Below are 17,992 nucleotides of genomic sequence, written 5' to 3' on the forward strand. Positions count from 1 at the left end.
AGTCAGCCGACAGTGGCACTGGACTAGAAATCATCCGTAAGTGACGGAAACGCATAGGGAATCGGTTGTGTTCGAACTCTTCAGTAAGAAGGCCAACACCCTTCTGGGGATCGATATTAGCTCCACCTCGGTCAAGCTCCTGGAGCTAAGTCGTTCCGGCAACCGTTACAAGGTCGAGTCTTATGCGGTCGAGCCACTGCCCGCCAACGCAGTGGTCGAAAAGAACATCGCGGAGCTCGAAGGTGTCGGCAGTGCTTTGACGCGGCTGCTGGTAAAAGCCAAAAGTAACGTCAAAATCGCGGCGGTTGCCGTCGCCGGTTCGGCTGTTATTACCAAGACCATCGAGATGGACGCAGGTCTTTCCGACGACGAGATGGAAAACCAGCTCAAGATCGAGGCCGATCAGTACATTCCCTATCCGCTCGAAGAAGTCGCCATCGACTTCGAAGTCCAAGGCTATTCAGCGCGCAATCCCGAACGCGTGGAGGTATTGCTCGCCGCCTGCCGCAAGGAAAACGTAGAAGTGCGCGAAGCCGCGCTGGCACTGGCCGGGCTCACCGCTCGCGTGGTCGACGTCGAAGCCTATGCCTTGGAGCGCTCGTTCGGTCTGCTGTCGGCGCAATTGGGCCAGGACCACGAACAGTTGACCGTCGCCGTCATCGACATCGGCGCGACCATGACCACCCTCAGCGTGCTGCACAACGGCCGCATCATCTATACGCGTGAACAATTATTTGGCGGTCGCCAGTTAACCGAAGAAATCCAGCGCCGTTATGGCTTGTCGGTCAGCGAGGCCGGGCTTGCGAAAAAGCAGGGCGGACTCCCCGACGACTACGTTATGGAAGTCCTGCAGCCGTTCAAGGACGCCGTGGTGCAACAGGTGTCTCGCTCGCTGCAGTTTTTCTTCGCGGCCGGCCAGTACAACCGCGTCGACTACATCATGCTGGCCGGCGGCACCGCCTCTATTTCCGGTCTTGATCGGCTGATCCAGGAGCGCCTGGGCACGCCGACGCTGGTGGCCAACCCCTTTGCTGACATGGCGCTGAGCGTCAAGGTCAACGCCGGCGCCCTCGCCAGCGATGCTCCCGCACTGATGATCGCTTGCGGTCTGGCCCTGAGGAGCTTCGACTAATGGCACGGATCAACTTACTTCCCTGGCGCGAGCAGCAACGCGAGGAGCGCAAGAAGCGCTTCATTCTGGCACTGGTTGGTGTGCTGGTGCTTGGCGTAGGCGCCATTCTTTTGGCTGATCAATATTTGAGCAGTGCCATCGCCCACCAAAACGCTCGCAATCAATTTGTCAGGACCGAAATCGTCCAGCTCGATGCGCGCATAAAAGAGATCAGCGAGCTGAAGGCGCGTCGCAAGCAATTGCTGGAACGGATGAAGATCATTCAGGACCTGCAGGGTAACCGGCCAATCATCGGACGCATCTTCGATCAGATGGCTCGTACCCTCCCCGATGGCGTCTATTTCAACGACGTGAAGATGACCGGACAGATGATCAGCATTTCCGGCGCTGCGGAATCCAATAACCGGGTGTCGGACCTGCTGCGGAATCTGGATGCGTCTGACTGGCTGGAGTCGCCGAGTCTGACCGAGGTCAAGGCAAACACTGCGGCGGGTGGCGTGGATCAGACCAATACCTTCCAGTTGACGGTGCGCCAGACGCAGCCAGCCGTTGAGGGGGTCAAGCCATGAACATGAATGACTGGCTCGATAGCCTGAAAAAGATCGACATCAATGACCTGGACGTCAATAACCTGGGTTCATGGCCTGCTGCGGTGAAAACCATTGCCGGCGCGCTGTTGCTGGCGCTGGTACTGGCCGGTGGGTACTTCTTCTATATCCAGGATATGCAGGCTCAGCTCGATCAGGCCCGTGGCGAAGAGACGGCGCTGAAAGAGCAGTTCGCGACCAAGGCATATCAGGCTGCCAACCTCGCGGCCTACAAGAGCCAGATGGTGGAGATGGAAAACACTTTCGGCGCCTTGCTGCGGCAGTTGCCGAGCGACACTGAGGTCCCCGGCCTGCTTGAAGACATTACCCGCACCGGTCTGGGCAGTGGCCTGGAGTTCGAGGAAATCAAGCTGCTCCCCGAAGAGGCCCAGCAGTTTTATATCGAACTGCCGATCCAGATTACCGTGACAGGCAGTTACCACGACCTCGCGACCTTCGCCAGCGGCGTCGCCAGCCTGCCGCGAATCGTGACGCTGCATGACTTCGAGATCAAACCGCTGGACGTCAAGTCCCCCGGCAAGCTGCGCATGAGCATCCTTGCCAAGACCTATCGCTATAACGACAAAGGTCTTCAGAACGTCGACACGAAAGGGCCAGCGAAATGAGGGCGATGCGTTGGTTGTGCGTCGGCGTCACGCTGATGGGGCTCGCGGGTTGCGACAGCTCGAACGAATTTGACGATCTCAAGCAGTTCATGGCCGAGGTGCGCGCGCGGCCTGTTGGCACTATCGAGCCGATGCCCAAGTTTCGGCCGTATGAAGCCTTTACGTATGCGGCGGCCAGTTTGCGCAGTCCGTTTCAGCCGCCGGTCAAGATCGATCTGGTCAACCGTCCAAAGGGCTCGCACCTGGTGCAGCCTGATCCGACGCGGGTGAAGCAGTTCCTCGAAGGCTTCAACATCGATTCCTTCGAAATGGTCGGCACGTTGAGCAATGAATCCGGCACGTTCGCGCTGCTTCGCGGGGCGGGTGGGGTGCATCGAGTGAAAGTGGGCGATTACCTGGGGCGTAACGATGGCCGGATCACGGCGATCACCGACTCGGCGGTGCAAGTGATGGAAATCGTTCCGGACGGAGAGGGGGCGTGGCTGGAACGCCCGCTCAGCATCTCTCTCAAGGAGCGCTCATGAAGACGGCAAGCAAGCGAAGCACCTTCGGATCGGCACAGTGGTGGAATGTGAACATGAACAGGATTCTTTCGATTATCGGCCTGTCGCTAGGGATGGCGATGCTTTCACCGGTTGTCCTGGCGGCTAACCTCAAGACGCTGGATGTCGCTGCATTGCCGGGGGATCGAGTCGAATTGAAACTGTCCTTCGACGGTCCGGTGGCGGCGCCTCGCGGCTACACCACCGAGCAGCCGGCGCGCATCGCGCTGGACTTGCCGGGCGTGACCAGCCAGTTGGCGATCAAGAGCCGTGACCTGGGTTCAGGCAATGCCCACAGCGTAGTGGTCGTCGAAGCCAAGGATCGCACGCGCGTGATCATCAACCTCACCACGCTCGCGCCGTACAGCTCGCGTGTCGACGGCAACAACCTGTTCGTGGTCGTGGGCCAAGGCGCTGCCGCGGCCCAGGGCTCGCAGCCGAGCACTGCCACAGGCGCAGCGCGAGTGAGTGTGCCGAGCGGACCTGCCGCGCAATCGAAACCCGTTGCCCGCTCGTATGCGCCGGGCCCACGGTCGGTAAAAAACGTCGACTTCCAGCGTGGAGAGTTGGGTGAAGGCAACGTCATCATCGAATTGAGCGACACCGGCATTGCGCCCGATATTCAGGAGCAGGGGGGCAAGATCCGCGTTGATTTCGCCAAAACGCAACTGCCTGAACCGCTGCGCGTGCGTCTGGATGTGAAGGATTTCGCGACCCCGGTGCAGTTCGTCAATTCCAGCGCCACAGGTGACAAGGCCAGCATCTCCATCGAGCCGTCCGGCGCGTTTGATTACTCCGCCTACCAGACCGACAACAAGCTGACCATTAGCGTGCGTCCCCTGACCAACGAAGATCAGGAGCGCCGCAACTCGGAGAAACTGGTCTACACCGGCGAGAAACTGTCGCTTAATTTCCAGGACATCGACGTGCGTTCGGTGCTGCAACTGATCGCCGACTTCACCAACCTCAATCTCGTGGCGAGCGACACCGTTCAAGGCGGCATCACTCTGCGCCTGCAGAACGTGCCGTGGGACCAGGCGCTGGATCTGGTGCTCAAGACCAAAGGCCTGGATAAGCGCAAGATCGGTAACGTTTTGCTGGTCGGTCCTGCTGATGAGATCGCCGCCCGCGAGCGCCAGGAGCTGGAATCCCTGAAGCAGATTTCCGAGCTTGCCCCCCTGCGTCGCGAGTTGCTGCAAGTGAACTACGCCAAGGCCGCGGACATCGCCAAGCTGTTCCAATCGGTGACCAGCGCTGAATCGAAGACCGACGAGCGCGGTTCGATCACCGTCGATGAGCGCACCAACAACATCATTGCCTACCAGACTCAGGATCGTCTCGACGAGCTGCGCCGCATCGTGTCGCAGCTGGACATCCCGGTGCGCCAGGTGATGATCGAGGCCCGTATCGTCGAAGCCAACGTCGATTACGACAAGGCCCTTGGCGTGCGCTGGGGCGGGTCGAGCAACAGAGGCAATTTCACCACCGGCGGCAGCGGCACCGTGACCGGCGCAGCAGCGACCAATGGTCCCTATGTCGACATGGGCGTGACCGATGCCACCTCGTCTATCGGTCTGGGCTTCCTGACCAACAACACGATTCTTGACCTTGAGCTGACCGCGATGGAAAAGAGCGGCAACGGCGAAGTGGTCTCGCAGCCGAAGGTCGTTACGTCGGACAAGGAAACCGCGAAAATTCTGAAAGGTACGGAAGTGCCTTATCAGGAAGCGAGCTCCAGCGGCGCGACGTCGGTGTCTTTCAAAGAGGCCTCGCTGTCGCTGGAAGTGACCCCGCAGATCACCCCTGACAACCGCATCATCATGGAGGTTAAGGTCACGAAGGATGAGCCGGACTACGTGAATACCGTGCTGGGCGTGCCGCCGATCAAGAAAAACGAAGTCAATGCCAAGGTGCTGGTGGCCGATGGCGAGACCATCGTAATTGGTGGCGTGTTCTCGAATACGCAGAGTAAAGTCGTCGACAAGGTGCCATTTTTGGGCGATGTGCCGTATGTTGGCCGCCTTTTCCGGCGCGATGTGGTTTCGGAGTCAAAATCCGAGCTGTTGGTGTTTCTCACTCCGCGTATCATGAATAACCAGGCGATTGCTGTGAGTCGTTGATTCTGTGCGAAATTTAATTCTTGTGGGGCCGATGGGGGCGGGCAAAAGCACCATCGGTCGCTTGCTGGCCAAAGAGCTTCGACTGCCGTTCAAGGATTCCGACAAGGAAATCGAGCTGCGAACGGGCGCCAATATTCCCTGGATCTTCGACAAGGAAGGCGAAGCGGGTTTTCGTGATCGAGAACAGGCGATGATCGCCGAGCTTTCCGCGCTGGACGGTGTGGTCGTGGCCACCGGCGGTGGTGCGGTCATGCGCGAAGAGAACCGCCGCGCGCTCCACGCCGGTGGTCGGGTGGTGTATTTGCATGCATCGGTTGAGCAGCAGGTGGGCCGCACCTCGCGGGATCGCAATCGCCCCTTGCTGCGCACCGCGGACCCGGCGCGGGTGCTGCGCGAACTGTTGGCCATCCGCGATCCGCTGTACCGCGAGATCGCCGATGTCATCATCGAAACCGATGAGCGGCCGCCGCGAATGGTGGTTATCGACATCCTCGCCCTGCTGGCCGAGCTTCCTCCCCGTTAAAGCGCAGACGGAAATGCGCTATCCTCGGCGACCATAAAAAGTGGGGTCGCTACATGGCCTTGCGCCATAGCCGGTATCGGCGTTTTCTCAGACGCCCGCAGGCAACCAATTGTTAACAGCGTGGGGACACATGCAGACACTCAAGGTCGAGCTTGGCGAACGCAGCTACCCGATCCATATCGGCGAAGGCTTGCTGGATCAGCCCGAGTTGCTCAAGCCGTACATTGCCGGAAAACAGGTGGCGATCGTTTCCAATGCCACCGTCGCGCCGCTGTACATGGACCGCCTCACCCGATCCCTTGCCGGTTACAGCGTCTTGCCGATCGTGCTTCCCGACGGTGAAGCCTTCAAGAACTGGGAAACCCTGCAAACCATCTTCGACGCGCTGCTCACCGCACGCCACGACCGCCGCACCACTGTGATTGCGCTGGGCGGCGGCGTTATCGGTGACATGGCCGGCTTTGCTGCGGCCTGTTACCAGCGCGGCGTTGAATTCATTCAAGTGCCGACCACGCTGCTGTCCCAGGTCGATTCGTCGGTCGGTGGCAAAACCGGCATCAATCATCCATTGGGCAAAAACATGGTGGGCGCGTTCTACCAGCCCAATGCGGTGCTGATCGATACGTTGTCGCTGAACACCCTGCCTGAGCGCGAGCTGTCCGCCGGTCTTGCCGAGGTCATCAAATACGGTTTGATCTGTGACGAACCGTTCCTGACGTGGCTCGAAGAGAACGTGAACAAGCTGCGTGGGCTGGATCAGGCCGCGCTGACCACGGCGATCGAGCGTTCGTGCGCTGCCAAGGCTGCAGTCGTTGGCGCCGATGAACGCGAGTCCGGCGTGCGTGCCACACTGAACCTCGGCCACACTTTCGGCCACGCCATCGAAACCCACATGGGCTACGGCGTGTGGCTGCACGGCGAGGCGGTGGCCGCAGGCACGGTGATGGCGCTGGAGATGTCGGCGCGTCTGGGCTGGATCAGCGAGCAGGAACGTGACCGCGGCATTCGTATTTTTCAGCGCGCCGGCTTGCCGGTGGTTCCGCCGGAAGACATGACGCCCGAGCACTTCCTCGAGCACATGGCGGTGGACAAGAAAGTCATTGACGGTCGTCTGCGCCTGGTGCTGTTGCGTCGCATCGGTGAAGCAGTGGTAACTGACGAATATCCACAAGAAGTACTACAGGCCACACTGGTCGCGGACTACCGCGCCTTGGTGGATCAGCTTAGAGGTTAATGAGAAATCCATGACTAGTTTGCACGCCGATGAGGCCTTCCTCGGTCATTACCAGTTGAGTCATGACCCCTTTGCAACGCGGGTTCCCGGCTTCAAATTCTTCCCGGCACAGCGCAAGCCCGTGCTGGGTCAGCTGCATCATCTCGCGCGCTACAGCCAGTTGCTGTTGGTCGTCACGGGGCCTCAGGGCAGCGGCAAGACGCTGTTGCGTCAGGCACTGGTGGCAAGCACCAACAAGCAGTCGGTGCAGAGCGTTGTGGTGTCCGCGCGTGGGGCAGGTGATGCGACGGGCGTGTTGCGTCAGGTTGCCCAGGCGCTGAACGTCGCTCAAGCGGAAATGCGCCCGATCCTGGCGCAAGTCGTGCAGTTGGCGCTGACCGGTCAGGAAGTCTACATCCTGGTGGACGATGCCGAACAACTGGGCGAATCCGCACTCGAAGCGTTGTTGGGATTGGCAGCAGGCACCCCGGAAGGGCGTCCGCATGTCTTCCTGTTCGGCGAGGCTTCGATCATTGATCGCCTGGATCAGCTGTGCGCCGAGAGCGGTACCGAGGAAGAGCGCTTCCACGTTATCGAGCTCGCGCCGTATACCGAAGAAGAAACCCGTGAGTATCTGGCTCAGCGTCTCGACGGCGCAGGGCAGGGCGTGGAGTTGTTCAGCGCCGCACAGATCACTGATATCCACGAGCAGTCCGGTGGATGGCCAGGTGCGATCAACCAGGTCGCGCGCGATTCGATGATCGAAGCCATGATTGCCAGCCGCTCTGCGGTCAAGCGTCCAAGTATGGGGTTCAAAATGCCTAAGAAACACGTGTTGGCTTTGGGTGGGGTTGTTGTTGCAGCCGTTCTCGCGGCTTGGCTGATTCCAGGCCGCAGCAACGCACCTGCCACTGCACCTGCCAACTCTCAGGCGCAACTGCCTCTGGGTCAGGGCCAGACGCCTGCGCAACAATCGAACAACGGTGGCCCGGCCATCGAATTCGCCGGTAATTCGCAGCCTATGCCGTTGCCGATGAACGGCTCTCAACCCGCGACCCGCGCGCCGCTGGCCGAGGCCGCAGGCTCGGGTGAAGGTGATGGCGAAGATGGCGGCCCTGCAGCTAACCAGTCGCTGCAGCCACCGACCGTGACCACCACTGCGCCACCGGCCGGTGCGACGGCGAGTCCTGCTCCGACCATGGCTCAGCAGCCGGTTCCGGCAACGCGCCCTGCACCGGCGGCCAAGCCAACGCCTGCTCCGGCGCCTGCCGCGAAGCCTGCGCCAGCGCCGACTCAGGTGGCCACCGCCAAACCTGCCCCGGCACCGGCGGCCAAACCAGCTGCGGCAGCTGCAGCGTCCGGCGCTGCGGGCAGTGGCTGGTACGCAGGTCAGGCACCAACGCATTACGTGGTGCAGATCCTCGGTACCAGCTCCGAAGCCACCGCGCAGAGCTACGTGAAAGAGCAGGGCGGTGAATACCGCTACTTCAAGAAAACCCTGCAGGGCAAGCCCCTGTTTGTGGTCACTTACGGCAGCTTCGCCGACCGCAACGCGGCACTGACCGCTATCAAGGCCTTGCCAGAGAAGGTTCAGGCTGGTAAACCTTGGCCTCGTACTGTCGGCAGCATCCAACAGGAACTCGCCGCCGCCCGCTGATGACGCAGGGACCTTATCCAGGTCCCTCGCTTGGCCCTCCCGATACCACGCATGAGCGTGCTGCCAATGAGCAGCGCGACTTGCGGTGTCTGCGTCTCAGGCACGCATTGATCTTCGGGCTCTCGTTGGTCAGACTCGCAACAAAGCTCTGACTAGCACGAGAATCGATATAAAACCTTTCATGAATGCGACATAAATTTGCGACACTTCGTCGTCAAATTTGTGAGGACTTGTGTCGCTGTGTACAATGACCTCCCTTTTGCTCCCGCAAAGCCGGCATACGTTCGGCGTGGATGGTAAATGGTTGAATTGAAAAGAAATTTGTCCCGTTAAGGGGCAGCCTGGTGAGAATGTGTCTATGAAAGCAGGTCTGTACCATCCAGAAGAATTCAAGGATAACTGTGGTTTCGGCCTGATCGCCCATATGCAAGGCGAGCCCAGTCATCACCTGTTGCAGACGGCTATCGAAGCCCTGACCTGCATGACCCACCGTGGTGGTATCAACGCCGACGGCAAGACCGGTGACGGTTGCGGGCTGTTGATGCAAAAACCTGACACCTTCCTGCGCGCGGTCGCCACCGAAGCTTTCGGCGTCGAGCTTCCGCGCCAGTATTGCGCAGGCATGGTCTTCCTCAATCAGGACGACGCGAAGGCTGAAGCCGCCCGCGAAAACATGAACCGTGAAATCCTCGCGGCCGGCCTGACCTTGATTGGCTGGCGCCAGGTTCCGATCGACACCAGCGTACTGGGCCGTTTGGCCCTTGAGCGCTTGCCGAAGATCGAACAGGTGTTCATCGGAGGCGAAGGCCTGAGCGATCAGGAATTCGCAATCAAGCTGTTTTGCGCGCGTCGTCGCTCCTCGGTGGCCAACGCTGCCGACACCGACCACTACATCTGCAGCTTTTCCCACAAGACCATCATCTACAAAGGCCTGATGATGCCGCGTGACCTCACGGCATTCTTCCCGGACCTCAACGACGAGCGCCTGCAAACCGCGATTTGCGTGTTCCACCAGCGCTTCTCGACCAATACCCTGCCGAAATGGCCGCTGGCTCAGCCATTCCGCTTCCTCGCCCACAACGGCGAGATCAACACCATCACCGGTAACCGCAATTGGGCTCAGGCCCGTCGCACCAAGTTCGCCAACGACCTGATGGACCTCGACGAGCTGGGCCCGCTGGTCAACCGCGTAGGCTCCGACTCTTCGAGCATGGACAACATGCTCGAGCTGATGGTGACCGGCGGCATCGACCTGTTCCGTGGCGTGCGGATGCTCGTGCCGCCGGCGTGGCAGAACGTCGAAACCATGGACCCGGATCTGCGTGCGTTCTACGAATTCAACTCCATGCACATGGAGCCGTGGGACGGCCCGGCCGGCATCGTCATGACCGAAGGTCGCCATGCGGTCTGCCTGCTGGACCGTAACGGCCTGCGCCCTGCGCGCTGGGTCACCACCAAGAACGGCTACATCACCCTCGCGTCGGAAATCGGCGTGTGGAACTACAAGCCCGAAGATGTCATCGCCAAGGGCCGTGTTGGTCCGGGCCAGATTTTCGCTGTGGACACCGAAACCGGGCAGATCCTCGACACCGATGCCATCGACAGCCGTCTGAAGTCGCGCCACCCGTACAAGCAGTGGCTGCGCAAAAACGCCCTGCGTATTCAGGCAACGCTGGAAGACCACGACCACGGTTCGGCGTTCTACAACCCGGATCAGCTCAAGCAGTACATGAAGATGTTCCAGGTCACGTTCGAAGAGCGTGATCAGATCCTGCGCCCGCTGGGTGAGCAGGGTCAGGAAGCGGTCGGTTCCATGGGCGATGACACGCCGATGGCGGTGCTGTCCCGTCGTGTCCGCACGCCGTACGACTATTTCCGTCAGCAGTTCGCGCAGGTCACCAACCCGCCGATCGACCCGCTGCGTGAAGCCATCGTCATGTCGCTGGAAGTCTGCCTCGGTGCGGAGCGCAACATTTTCCAGGAGTCGCCAGAGCATGCGTCTCGCGTGATTCTCAGCTCGCCGGTCATTTCCCCGGCCAAGTGGCGCTCGCTGATGACCCTGGATCGTCCGGGCTTTGATCGTCAGATCATCGACCTGAACTATGACGAAGCCACGGGCCTGGAAGCGGCCGTGCGCAACATCGCTGATCAGGCTGAAGAAGCCGTGCGTTCGGGCAAGACCCAGATTGTCCTGAGCGACCGTCATATCGCACCCGGCAAACTGCCGATTCACGCATCGCTGGCCACCGGTGCGGTGCATCACCGTTTGACCGAAAAAGGCCTGCGCTGCGACAGCAACATTCTTGTCGAGACAGCAACGGCTCGCGACCCGCACCATTTCGCCGTGTTGATCGGCTTCGGCGCGTCGGCGGTCTATCCGTTCCTGGCGTACGAAGTGCTGGGCGACCTGATCCGTACCGGCGAAGTGCTGGGCGATCTGTACGAAGTCTTCAAGAACTATCGCAAGGGCATCACCAAAGGCCTGCTCAAGATCCTGTCGAAGATGGGCATCTCGACCGTCGCGTCCTACCGTGGCGCGCAGCTTTTCGAAGCCATCGGTCTGTCGGAAGAAGTCTGCGACCTGAGCTTCCGTGGCGTGCCGAGCCGCATCAAGGGCGCGCGTTTCGTCGACATCGAAGCCGAGCAGAAAGCCCTGGCCTTTGAGGCCTGGAGCGCACGCAAGCCGATCCAGCAGGGCGGTTTGCTGAAGTTTGTCTACGGCGGCGAATACCACGCGTACAACCCTGATGTGGTGGCGATGCTGCAAGCTGCCGTGCAACAGGGCGATTACAGCAAATTCAAGGAATACACGGCGCTGGTGGACAATCGTCCGGTGTCGATGATCCGCGACCTGCTCAAGGTCAAAGAGCTCGACACGCCGCTGGCCATCGATGAAATCGAGCCGCTGGAAGGCATTCTCAAGCGCTTCGACTCGGCGGGTATCTCGCTGGGCGCGCTGTCGCCGGAAGCCCACGAAGCGCTGGCCGAGGCGATGAACCGCCTGGGGGCGCGCTCCAACTCCGGTGAGGGCGGCGAAGATCCGGCGCGCTACGGCACCATCCGCAGCTCCAAGATCAAACAGATCGCGACCGGCCGTTTTGGCGTGACGCCTGAGTACCTGGTCAACGCCGACGTGCTGCAGATCAAGGTCGCCCAGGGCGCCAAACCGGGCGAGGGCGGGCAACTCCCAGGCGGCAAGGTCAACGGCCTGATCGCCAAGCTGCGCTACGCAGTGCCGGGTGTGACACTGATTTCGCCGCCGCCACACCACGACATCTACTCCATTGAAGACTTGTCGCAGCTGATCTTTGACCTCAAGCAGGTCAACCCGGCCGCGCTGGTCTCGGTCAAGCTGGTGGCCGAAGCGGGCGTGGGCACGATCGCAGCCGGTGTAGCCAAGGCCTATGCCGACCTGATTACGATTTCCGGCTATGACGGCGGCACCGGTGCATCACCGCTGTCGTCGATCAAATACGCGGGCTCGCCGTGGGAAATCGGCCTGGCGGAGACCCACCAGACCCTGCGCGGCAACGACCTGCGCGGCAAGGTTCGGGTGCAGACCGACGGCGGCCTGAAGACCGGGCTGGACGTGATCAAGGCGGCCATCCTCGGCGCCGAGAGCTTCGGCTTCGGTACCGCGCCGATGATCGCGCTGGGCTGCAAATACCTGCGCATCTGCCACCTGAACAACTGCGCCACCGGCGTGGCGACCCAGAACGACAAGCTGCGCAAGGACCACTACATCGGCACCGTCGACATGGTGATCAACTTCTTCACCTACGTGGCTGAAGAAACCCGCGAGTGGCTGGCCAGGCTAGGCGTGCGTTCGCTGGAAGAACTGATCGGGCGTACCGATCTGCTGGACATCCTGCCGGGTGAAACCGCCAAGCAGCAGCATCTCGACCTGACGCCGTTGCTGGGCAGCGACCACATTCCGGCCGACAAACCGCAGTTCAGCCAAGTCGAGCGCAACCCGCCGTTCGACAAGGGCCTGCTGGCCGAGAAAATGGTTGAACTGGCGATCACCGCCATTCAGGCCAAGAGCGGCGGCGACTACGAACTGGACATCTGCAACTGCGACCGCTCCATCGGCGCGCGGATTTCCGGCGAGATCGCCAAGCTCCACGGCAACCAGGGCATGAACGACGCGCCGGTGACCTTCCGCTTCAAGGGCACGGCAGGGCAGAGCTTTGGCGTGTGGAACGCCGGCGGCCTGAACATGTACCTGGAAGGCGACGCCAACGACTACGTCGGTAAAGGCATGACCGCCGGCAAGCTGGTGATCGTGCCGCCCAAAGGCAGCCCGTTTAAAACCCAGGACAGCGCCATCATCGGCAACACCTGTCTGTACGGCGCGACGGGCGGCAAGCTGTTCGCGGCGGGCACGGCGGGTGAGCGTTTCGCGGTGCGCAACTCTGGCGCCCACACCGTTGTGGAAGGCACGGGCGACCACTGCTGCGAATACATGACCGGCGGTTTCGTCTGCGTGCTGGGCAAAACCGGCTACAACTTCGGCTCAGGCATGACCGGCGGCTTCGCGTACGTGCTTGATCAGGACAACACCTTCGTAGATCGGGTCAACCACGAGCTGGTCGAGATTCAGCGCATCAGCGGTGAAGCGATGGAAGCCTATCGCAGCCACCTGGAGCGTGTGCTGGCCGAATACGTGACCGAAACCGACAGCGAGTGGGGCCGCAATCTCTGGGAAAACCTGGACGACTACCTGCGCCGCTTCTGGCTGGTCAAGCCGAAGGCCGCGAGCTTGAAGTCGCTGTTGTCCAGCACCCGCGCGAATCCGCAGTAAAGCAGCCACAAGCTGCAAGCTTGAAGCGTCAAGCGTGCAGCTTCGTGGGTCGACAGAATTTGATTTTCTTGCAGCTTGAAGCTTATCGCTTGAAGCTGCCGCGAAGAGGCTCCAAATGGCTGAACGTCTCAGTAACGACTTCCAGTTCATCGAAGTCGGGCGTAAAGACCCGAAAAAGAAACTGCTGCGTCAACGCAAGAAAGAGTTCGTTGAAATCTACGAACCCTTCAAGCCTCAGCAGTCGGCCGATCAGGCGCACCGCTGCCTGGGTTGCGGCAACCCGTACTGTGAATGGAAATGCCCTGTGCATAACTTCATTCCCAACTGGCTGAAGCTGGTGGCTGAGGGCAACATCCTCGCGGCCGCCGAGCTGTCGCACCAGACCAACACCCTGCCGGAAGTCTGCGGCCGCGTGTGCCCACAGGATCGTCTGTGTGAGGGCGCGTGTACCCTCAACGACGGCTTTGGCGCCGTCACCATCGGCTCGGTCGAGAAGTACATCACCGACACGGCCTTCGCCATGGGCTGGCGTCCGGACATGTCCCGCGTGGTGCCAAACGGCAAGCGCGTGGCCATCATCGGCGCAGGCCCGGCAGGTCTGGGCTGCGCTGACATTCTGGTGCGCGGCGGCGTGAAGCCTGTGGTGTTCGACAAGAACCCGGAAATCGGCGGTCTGCTGACCTTCGGCATTCCCGAGTTCAAGCTCGAGAAGAGCGTGCTGAGTAATCGCCGCGAAGTGTTCACCGGCATGGGCATCGAGTTCCGCCTCAATACCGAGATCGGCAAGGACATCACCGTCGAGCAGTTGCTGGAAGAGTACGACGCGGTGTTCATGGGCATGGGCACGTACACGTATATGAAGGGCGGCTTCCCCGGTGAAGACCTGCCGGGCGTGCACGATGCGCTGGACTTCCTGATCGCCAACGTCAACCGCAACCTGGGCTTTGAAAAGTCGCCGGAAGATTTCGTCGACATGAAGGGCAAGAAGGTCGTGGTACTCGGCGGCGGCGATACGGCGATGGACTGCAACCGCACGTCGATCCGTCAGGGCGCCAAGTCAGTGACCTGCGCCTATCGCCGGGACGAAGAAAACATGCCGGGTTCGCGCAAGGAAGTGAAGAACGCCAAGGAAGAAGGCGTAAGGTTTCTGTACAACCGCCAGCCCATCGCCATCGTTGGCGAGGATCGTGTCGAAGGCGTAAAAGTCGTCGAAACGCGTCTGGGCGAGCCTGATGCGCGCGGCCGTCGCAGCCCCGAGCCGATTCCGGGTTCCGAAGAGATCATCCCGGCGGACGCCGTGGTCATCGCGTTCGGTTTCCGTCCAAGCCCGGCATCGTGGTTCGATCCGCAAGGTATCCAGACCGACAGCCAGGGCCGCGTCGTGGCGCCGGAGCAGGGCCAGTTCAAACACCAGACCAGCAACCCGAAGATCTTCGCCGGCGGCGACATGGTGCGCGGGTCCGATCTGGTGGTGACAGCCATCTTCGAAGGCCGCAATGCGGGGGAAGGGATTCTGGATTATCTGGGCGTCTGATGACGCCAGCGGCAAGCTGCAAGCTGCAAGCGGTAAGCTCCAAGCCACAAGCTTAAGGCAGACGCTGATCTGTTTTTACTTGAAGCTTGCGGCTTGAAGCTCGCAGCTGCATTCATGCGACAAATCGCCCCGATAAATAAATGGCACGGCACCGACCGTGCCTTTTGCGTTGGTGTCTGAGAAAATGCCCGCACTTTTTTTCCGGATGCCGACATGACTGCCCTGAAGAACGACCGTTTCCTTCGCGCCCTGCTCAAGCAGCCTGTTGACGTCACGCCTGTATGGATGATGCGCCAGGCTGGCCGCTATCTCCCGGAGTACCGCGCCAGTCGCGCCAAGGCCGGAGACTTCATGAGCTTGTGCATGAACCCGGCGTTCGCCTGTGAAGTTACCCTGCAGCCCCTTGAGCGCTATCCGCTCGACGCCGCCATTCTGTTCTCCGACATCCTCACCGTTCCCGACGCCATGGGCCTTGGCCTGTACTTCGAAACCGGCGAAGGTCCGCGCTTCCGCAAAACTGTCACCACCCTGGCTGACATCGAAGCGCTGCCGATCCCTGACGCCCAGAAAGACCTCGGCTATGTCATGGACGCAGTCAGCACCATTCGCCGCGAACTCAACGGCCGCGTACCGCTGATCGGTTTCGCCGGGAGCCCGTGGACCCTCGCGACCTATATGGTTGAAGGCGGCTCGTCCAAGGACTTCCGCAAATCCAAGGCGATGCTCTACGACAACCCGCAGGCCATGCACTTGTTGCTCGATAAGCTCGCGCAGTCGGTGACGGCTTACCTGAACGGCCAGATTCTCGCAGGCGCGCAAGCAGTGCAGATCTTCGACAGCTGGGGCGGGAGCCTTTCGGCCGCGGCGTATCAGGAATTCTCACTGGCTTACATGCGCAAGATCGTCAACGGGCTGATCCGTGAGCGCGACGGTCGCAAAGTGCCGGTCATCCTGTTCACCAAGGGCGGCGGCATGTGGCTGGAAAGCATCGCCGACGCCGGCGCCGATGCGCTGGGCTTGGACTGGACCTGCGACATCGGCGAAGCCCGCCGGCGCGTCGGCAACAAAGTGGCGCTGCAGGGCAACATGGACCCGACCGTGCTCTACGCCAACCCAAACGCCATCCGCCAGGAAGTCTCGAACATCCTCGCCAGCTACGGCAGCGGCACCGGCCACGTCTTCAACCTCGGCCACGGCATCACCCCCGAAGTCGACCCGGCCAACGCCGGCGCCTTTATCGAAGCGGTGCACGAAATGTCGGCCAAGTACCACCAGTAAGCGCTTTGCAGCTATGAAAACGCCCGGCACATGCCGGGCGTTTTTGTGTGGGGTTCAGGCTGCAGTAATCGTCGGTGCGATATACAACGGCGTTATGGGCGGCTGCTCCCGGTGCTCGGCCTGCCAGAGGTCGTGGCTCATCTGCAATGCCAGCCACATTCGTGCAGTGCTCAGACCGGCGCGTTCCAGTCGGACGGCCAGATCTGGACTAACCGGAGCGCGGCAATTGATGACCCGGGACAACATTTCACGTGAAAAATGGAGCCGTCGCGCCATTTCGGCAATCTTGATGTTCATCTCCGGCAGCATCTCCTGGAGCATTTCGCCAGGGTGGGGAGGGTTGTGCATTCTCATGCAGGAGTCCTTTTTCTTGTTGGGCTGTATAGCTTGCGGTGAGCTCCGATTGCGAACACTCAGCGCGTGCCGTCAGTGAGAGTGGCTGTGAACGCAAATGTAGGACTGGCTTTAGCCGGGAATACGTCAGGCGTCACAATACAAAATTGACGGCGCACATAAGGGCCTCTTCCCGGCTGAAGCCGGTCCCACTAAAACAGCGCGCGCATTGCCCGAGATGGTGCTTTCCCACGCGGAGCATGGGAACCATCAATACCAAGCTTTGTGCACGGAGTCTCTTTTAACGAATGCCCGATGTGACCCTTGCCTCAAACCTGCACATTCACTGCCAACGGCTTCACTTTCGCCAGTTTCAGCGCCACGGCGAGGGCTATCAGCAGTAGGGCGCCGATGAAGGCGCCGATGCCGTTCCAGCCGGCGTAGTGCCAGAACACACCGCCGCCGGTGCCGGCGACGCTGGAGCCTACGTAGTAGCTGAACAGGTACAACGACGATGCCTGGCCTTTGGCTTTGATGGCGCGGCGGCCGATCCAGCTGCTGGCGACGGAGTGGGCGCCGAAGAAGCCGAAGGTGAACATCAGTACGCCGACGATCACCACCACCAGTGGGGTGAACATGGTCAGCGTCACGCCGACAAACATCAGCACGATCACGGCCCACAACACGTTGCGTCGGCCCAGTTGGTCGGCCAGTGCGCCGATCTTCGCCGAGCTGTAGATGCCCGACAGGTACACCACCGAGAACAAGCCGACCACGGCCTGGCTCAAGTTGTACGGGTCGGCCAACAGGCGGTAGCCGATGTAGTTGAACAGCGTCACGAACGCGCCCATCAGCAGGAAGCCTTCGAGGAACAGCCATGGCAGCCCGGCATCACGGAACTGCAGGACAAAACCTTCCAGCAGGCTGCGGCCATTGAGCGGACGGGCGCGGAAGTTGCGCGACGGCGGCAGGATTTTCCAGAACACGCCCGCCGCGCCCAGCGCAATGATGCCCATGATCAACAGTGCCGTGTGCCAGCTGACGTAATCGCTCAGGACCCCGGTGATCACCCGGCCGCTCATGCCGCCAATGGCGTTGCCACCGATGTACAGGCCCATCGCCAGGCCGATGTGCTGCGGGTGGATCTCCTCGCTGAGGTAGGTCATGGCGACGGCGGCGAGTCCGCTCAACGACAAGCCCACGAACGCCCGGGTGATCAGTACGCCTTCCCAAGTGGGCATCAGTGCGCTGGCGATGGTGAAAAGGGCAGCCGAGAACAACGAGAACACCATGACCGACTTGCGCCCGAGGCGGTCTGAGATGGGGCCGGTAATAAGCAGTCCTATTGCCAGCATCGCGGTGGACACCGACAGGATCATGCTGCTCTGGGCGGCGTTGATGGAGAAGTCCCGCGACAGCACCGGCATCATCGGTTGCACGCAGTACAGCAGCGCAAACGTCGCGAAGCCACCGGAGAACAGCGCTAATACGGTACGAATGAAAGCAGGCGTGTCCTTCTCGATGTAGGTATCGCCCAAAGGGATGGCTGCTGTGGCGAACTCGGCAGGCGCGGCGGCGGATGCAGCAGTATTCACGATTGACCTCAGACGGGAGAGCGGACGCAGTGACGAAAGAATATAGCC

13 protein-coding genes are annotated in these 17,992 nt (G+C 60.8%); 11 read left to right on the top strand and 2 right to left on the bottom strand.

Annotation, left to right across the window (positions count from 1 at the left end):
• The first annotated feature begins 67 nt into the window (after positions 1–67).
• The 11 genes from AC0Z8Z_RS15130 to hemE all read left to right on the top strand — a co-directional run bounded on the left by AC0Z8Z_RS15130 (position 68) and on the right by hemE (position 16,016).
• Entirely contained in the window at positions 68–1,132 is a 1,065-nt protein-coding gene (locus AC0Z8Z_RS15130; protein ID WP_074890782.1) for a pilus assembly protein PilM, read from the top strand.
• On the top strand, positions 1,132–1,701 hold the full coding sequence (locus AC0Z8Z_RS15135) for a PilN domain-containing protein (protein ID WP_122533931.1): 570 nt from the start codon (positions 1,132–1,134) through the stop codon (positions 1,699–1,701). Before AC0Z8Z_RS15130 ends, AC0Z8Z_RS15135 begins: the two co-directional genes overlap by 1 nt.
• On the top strand, positions 1,698–2,345 hold the full coding sequence (gene pilO / locus AC0Z8Z_RS15140) for a type 4a pilus biogenesis protein PilO (protein WP_485619641.1): 648 nt from the start codon (positions 1,698–1,700) through the stop codon (positions 2,343–2,345). The genes AC0Z8Z_RS15135 and pilO overlap by 4 nt, the downstream gene beginning before the upstream one ends.
• The gene (locus AC0Z8Z_RS15145) at positions 2,342–2,869 is read left to right on the top strand and encodes a pilus assembly protein PilP (protein WP_122533929.1); all 528 of its coding nucleotides are present in this window, start codon (positions 2,342–2,344) and stop codon (positions 2,867–2,869) included. Before pilO ends, AC0Z8Z_RS15145 begins: the two co-directional genes overlap by 4 nt.
• Positions 2,870–2,922: 53 nt before the next feature.
• Positions 2,923–5,007 (top strand): type IV pilus secretin PilQ, encoded by a 2,085-nt coding sequence (locus AC0Z8Z_RS15150; RefSeq protein ID WP_485619642.1) that lies wholly within the window; start codon positions 2,923–2,925, stop codon positions 5,005–5,007.
• A gap of 4 nt (positions 5,008–5,011) precedes the next feature.
• Positions 5,012–5,530 (top strand): shikimate kinase AroK, encoded by a 519-nt coding sequence (gene aroK, locus AC0Z8Z_RS15155; protein WP_065986620.1) that lies wholly within the window; start codon positions 5,012–5,014, stop codon positions 5,528–5,530.
• 130 nt (positions 5,531–5,660) lie between these two features.
• A complete protein-coding gene (gene aroB / locus AC0Z8Z_RS15160) occupies positions 5,661–6,764 on the top strand; it encodes a 3-dehydroquinate synthase (RefSeq protein ID WP_485619643.1) in 1,104 nt (367 codons plus the stop codon).
• A gap of 10 nt (positions 6,765–6,774) precedes the next feature.
• A complete protein-coding gene (locus AC0Z8Z_RS15165; RefSeq protein WP_122533927.1) occupies positions 6,775–8,400 on the top strand; it encodes an AAA family ATPase in 1,626 nt (541 codons plus the stop codon).
• 358 nt (positions 8,401–8,758) lie between these two features.
• On the top strand, positions 8,759–13,204 hold the full coding sequence (gltB, locus tag AC0Z8Z_RS15170; RefSeq protein WP_485619644.1) for a glutamate synthase large subunit: 4,446 nt from the start codon (positions 8,759–8,761) through the stop codon (positions 13,202–13,204).
• Positions 13,205–13,319: 115 nt separating this feature from the next.
• The gene (locus AC0Z8Z_RS15175) at positions 13,320–14,738 is read left to right on the top strand and encodes an FAD-dependent oxidoreductase (RefSeq protein ID WP_122533925.1); all 1,419 of its coding nucleotides are present in this window, start codon (positions 13,320–13,322) and stop codon (positions 14,736–14,738) included.
• Positions 14,739–14,951: 213 nt separating this feature from the next.
• Positions 14,952–16,016 carry a uroporphyrinogen decarboxylase gene (hemE, locus tag AC0Z8Z_RS15180; protein WP_122533923.1) on the top strand — a complete coding sequence of 355 codons (1,065 nt, stop codon included), beginning with the start codon at positions 14,952–14,954 and terminating at the stop codon, positions 16,014–16,016.
• 54 nt (positions 16,017–16,070) lie between these two features.
• Here the strand turns inward: hemE and AC0Z8Z_RS15185 are convergent, their stop codons facing one another.
• Both AC0Z8Z_RS15185 and AC0Z8Z_RS15190 read right to left on the bottom strand, forming a co-directional pair.
• Positions 16,071–16,370, bottom strand: a complete 300-nt coding sequence (locus AC0Z8Z_RS15185) for a HigA family addiction module antitoxin (RefSeq protein ID WP_485619645.1) — start codon at positions 16,368–16,370, stop codon at positions 16,071–16,073.
• 308 nt (positions 16,371–16,678) lie between these two features.
• Complete coding sequence (locus AC0Z8Z_RS15190) at positions 16,679–17,944, bottom strand: MFS transporter (protein WP_485619646.1); 1,266 nt, start codon at positions 17,942–17,944, stop codon at positions 16,679–16,681.
• Positions 17,945–17,992 lie beyond the last annotated feature (48 nt).

The organism is Pseudomonas sp. 1L-C-7-B-C1 (assembly GCF_057291635.1).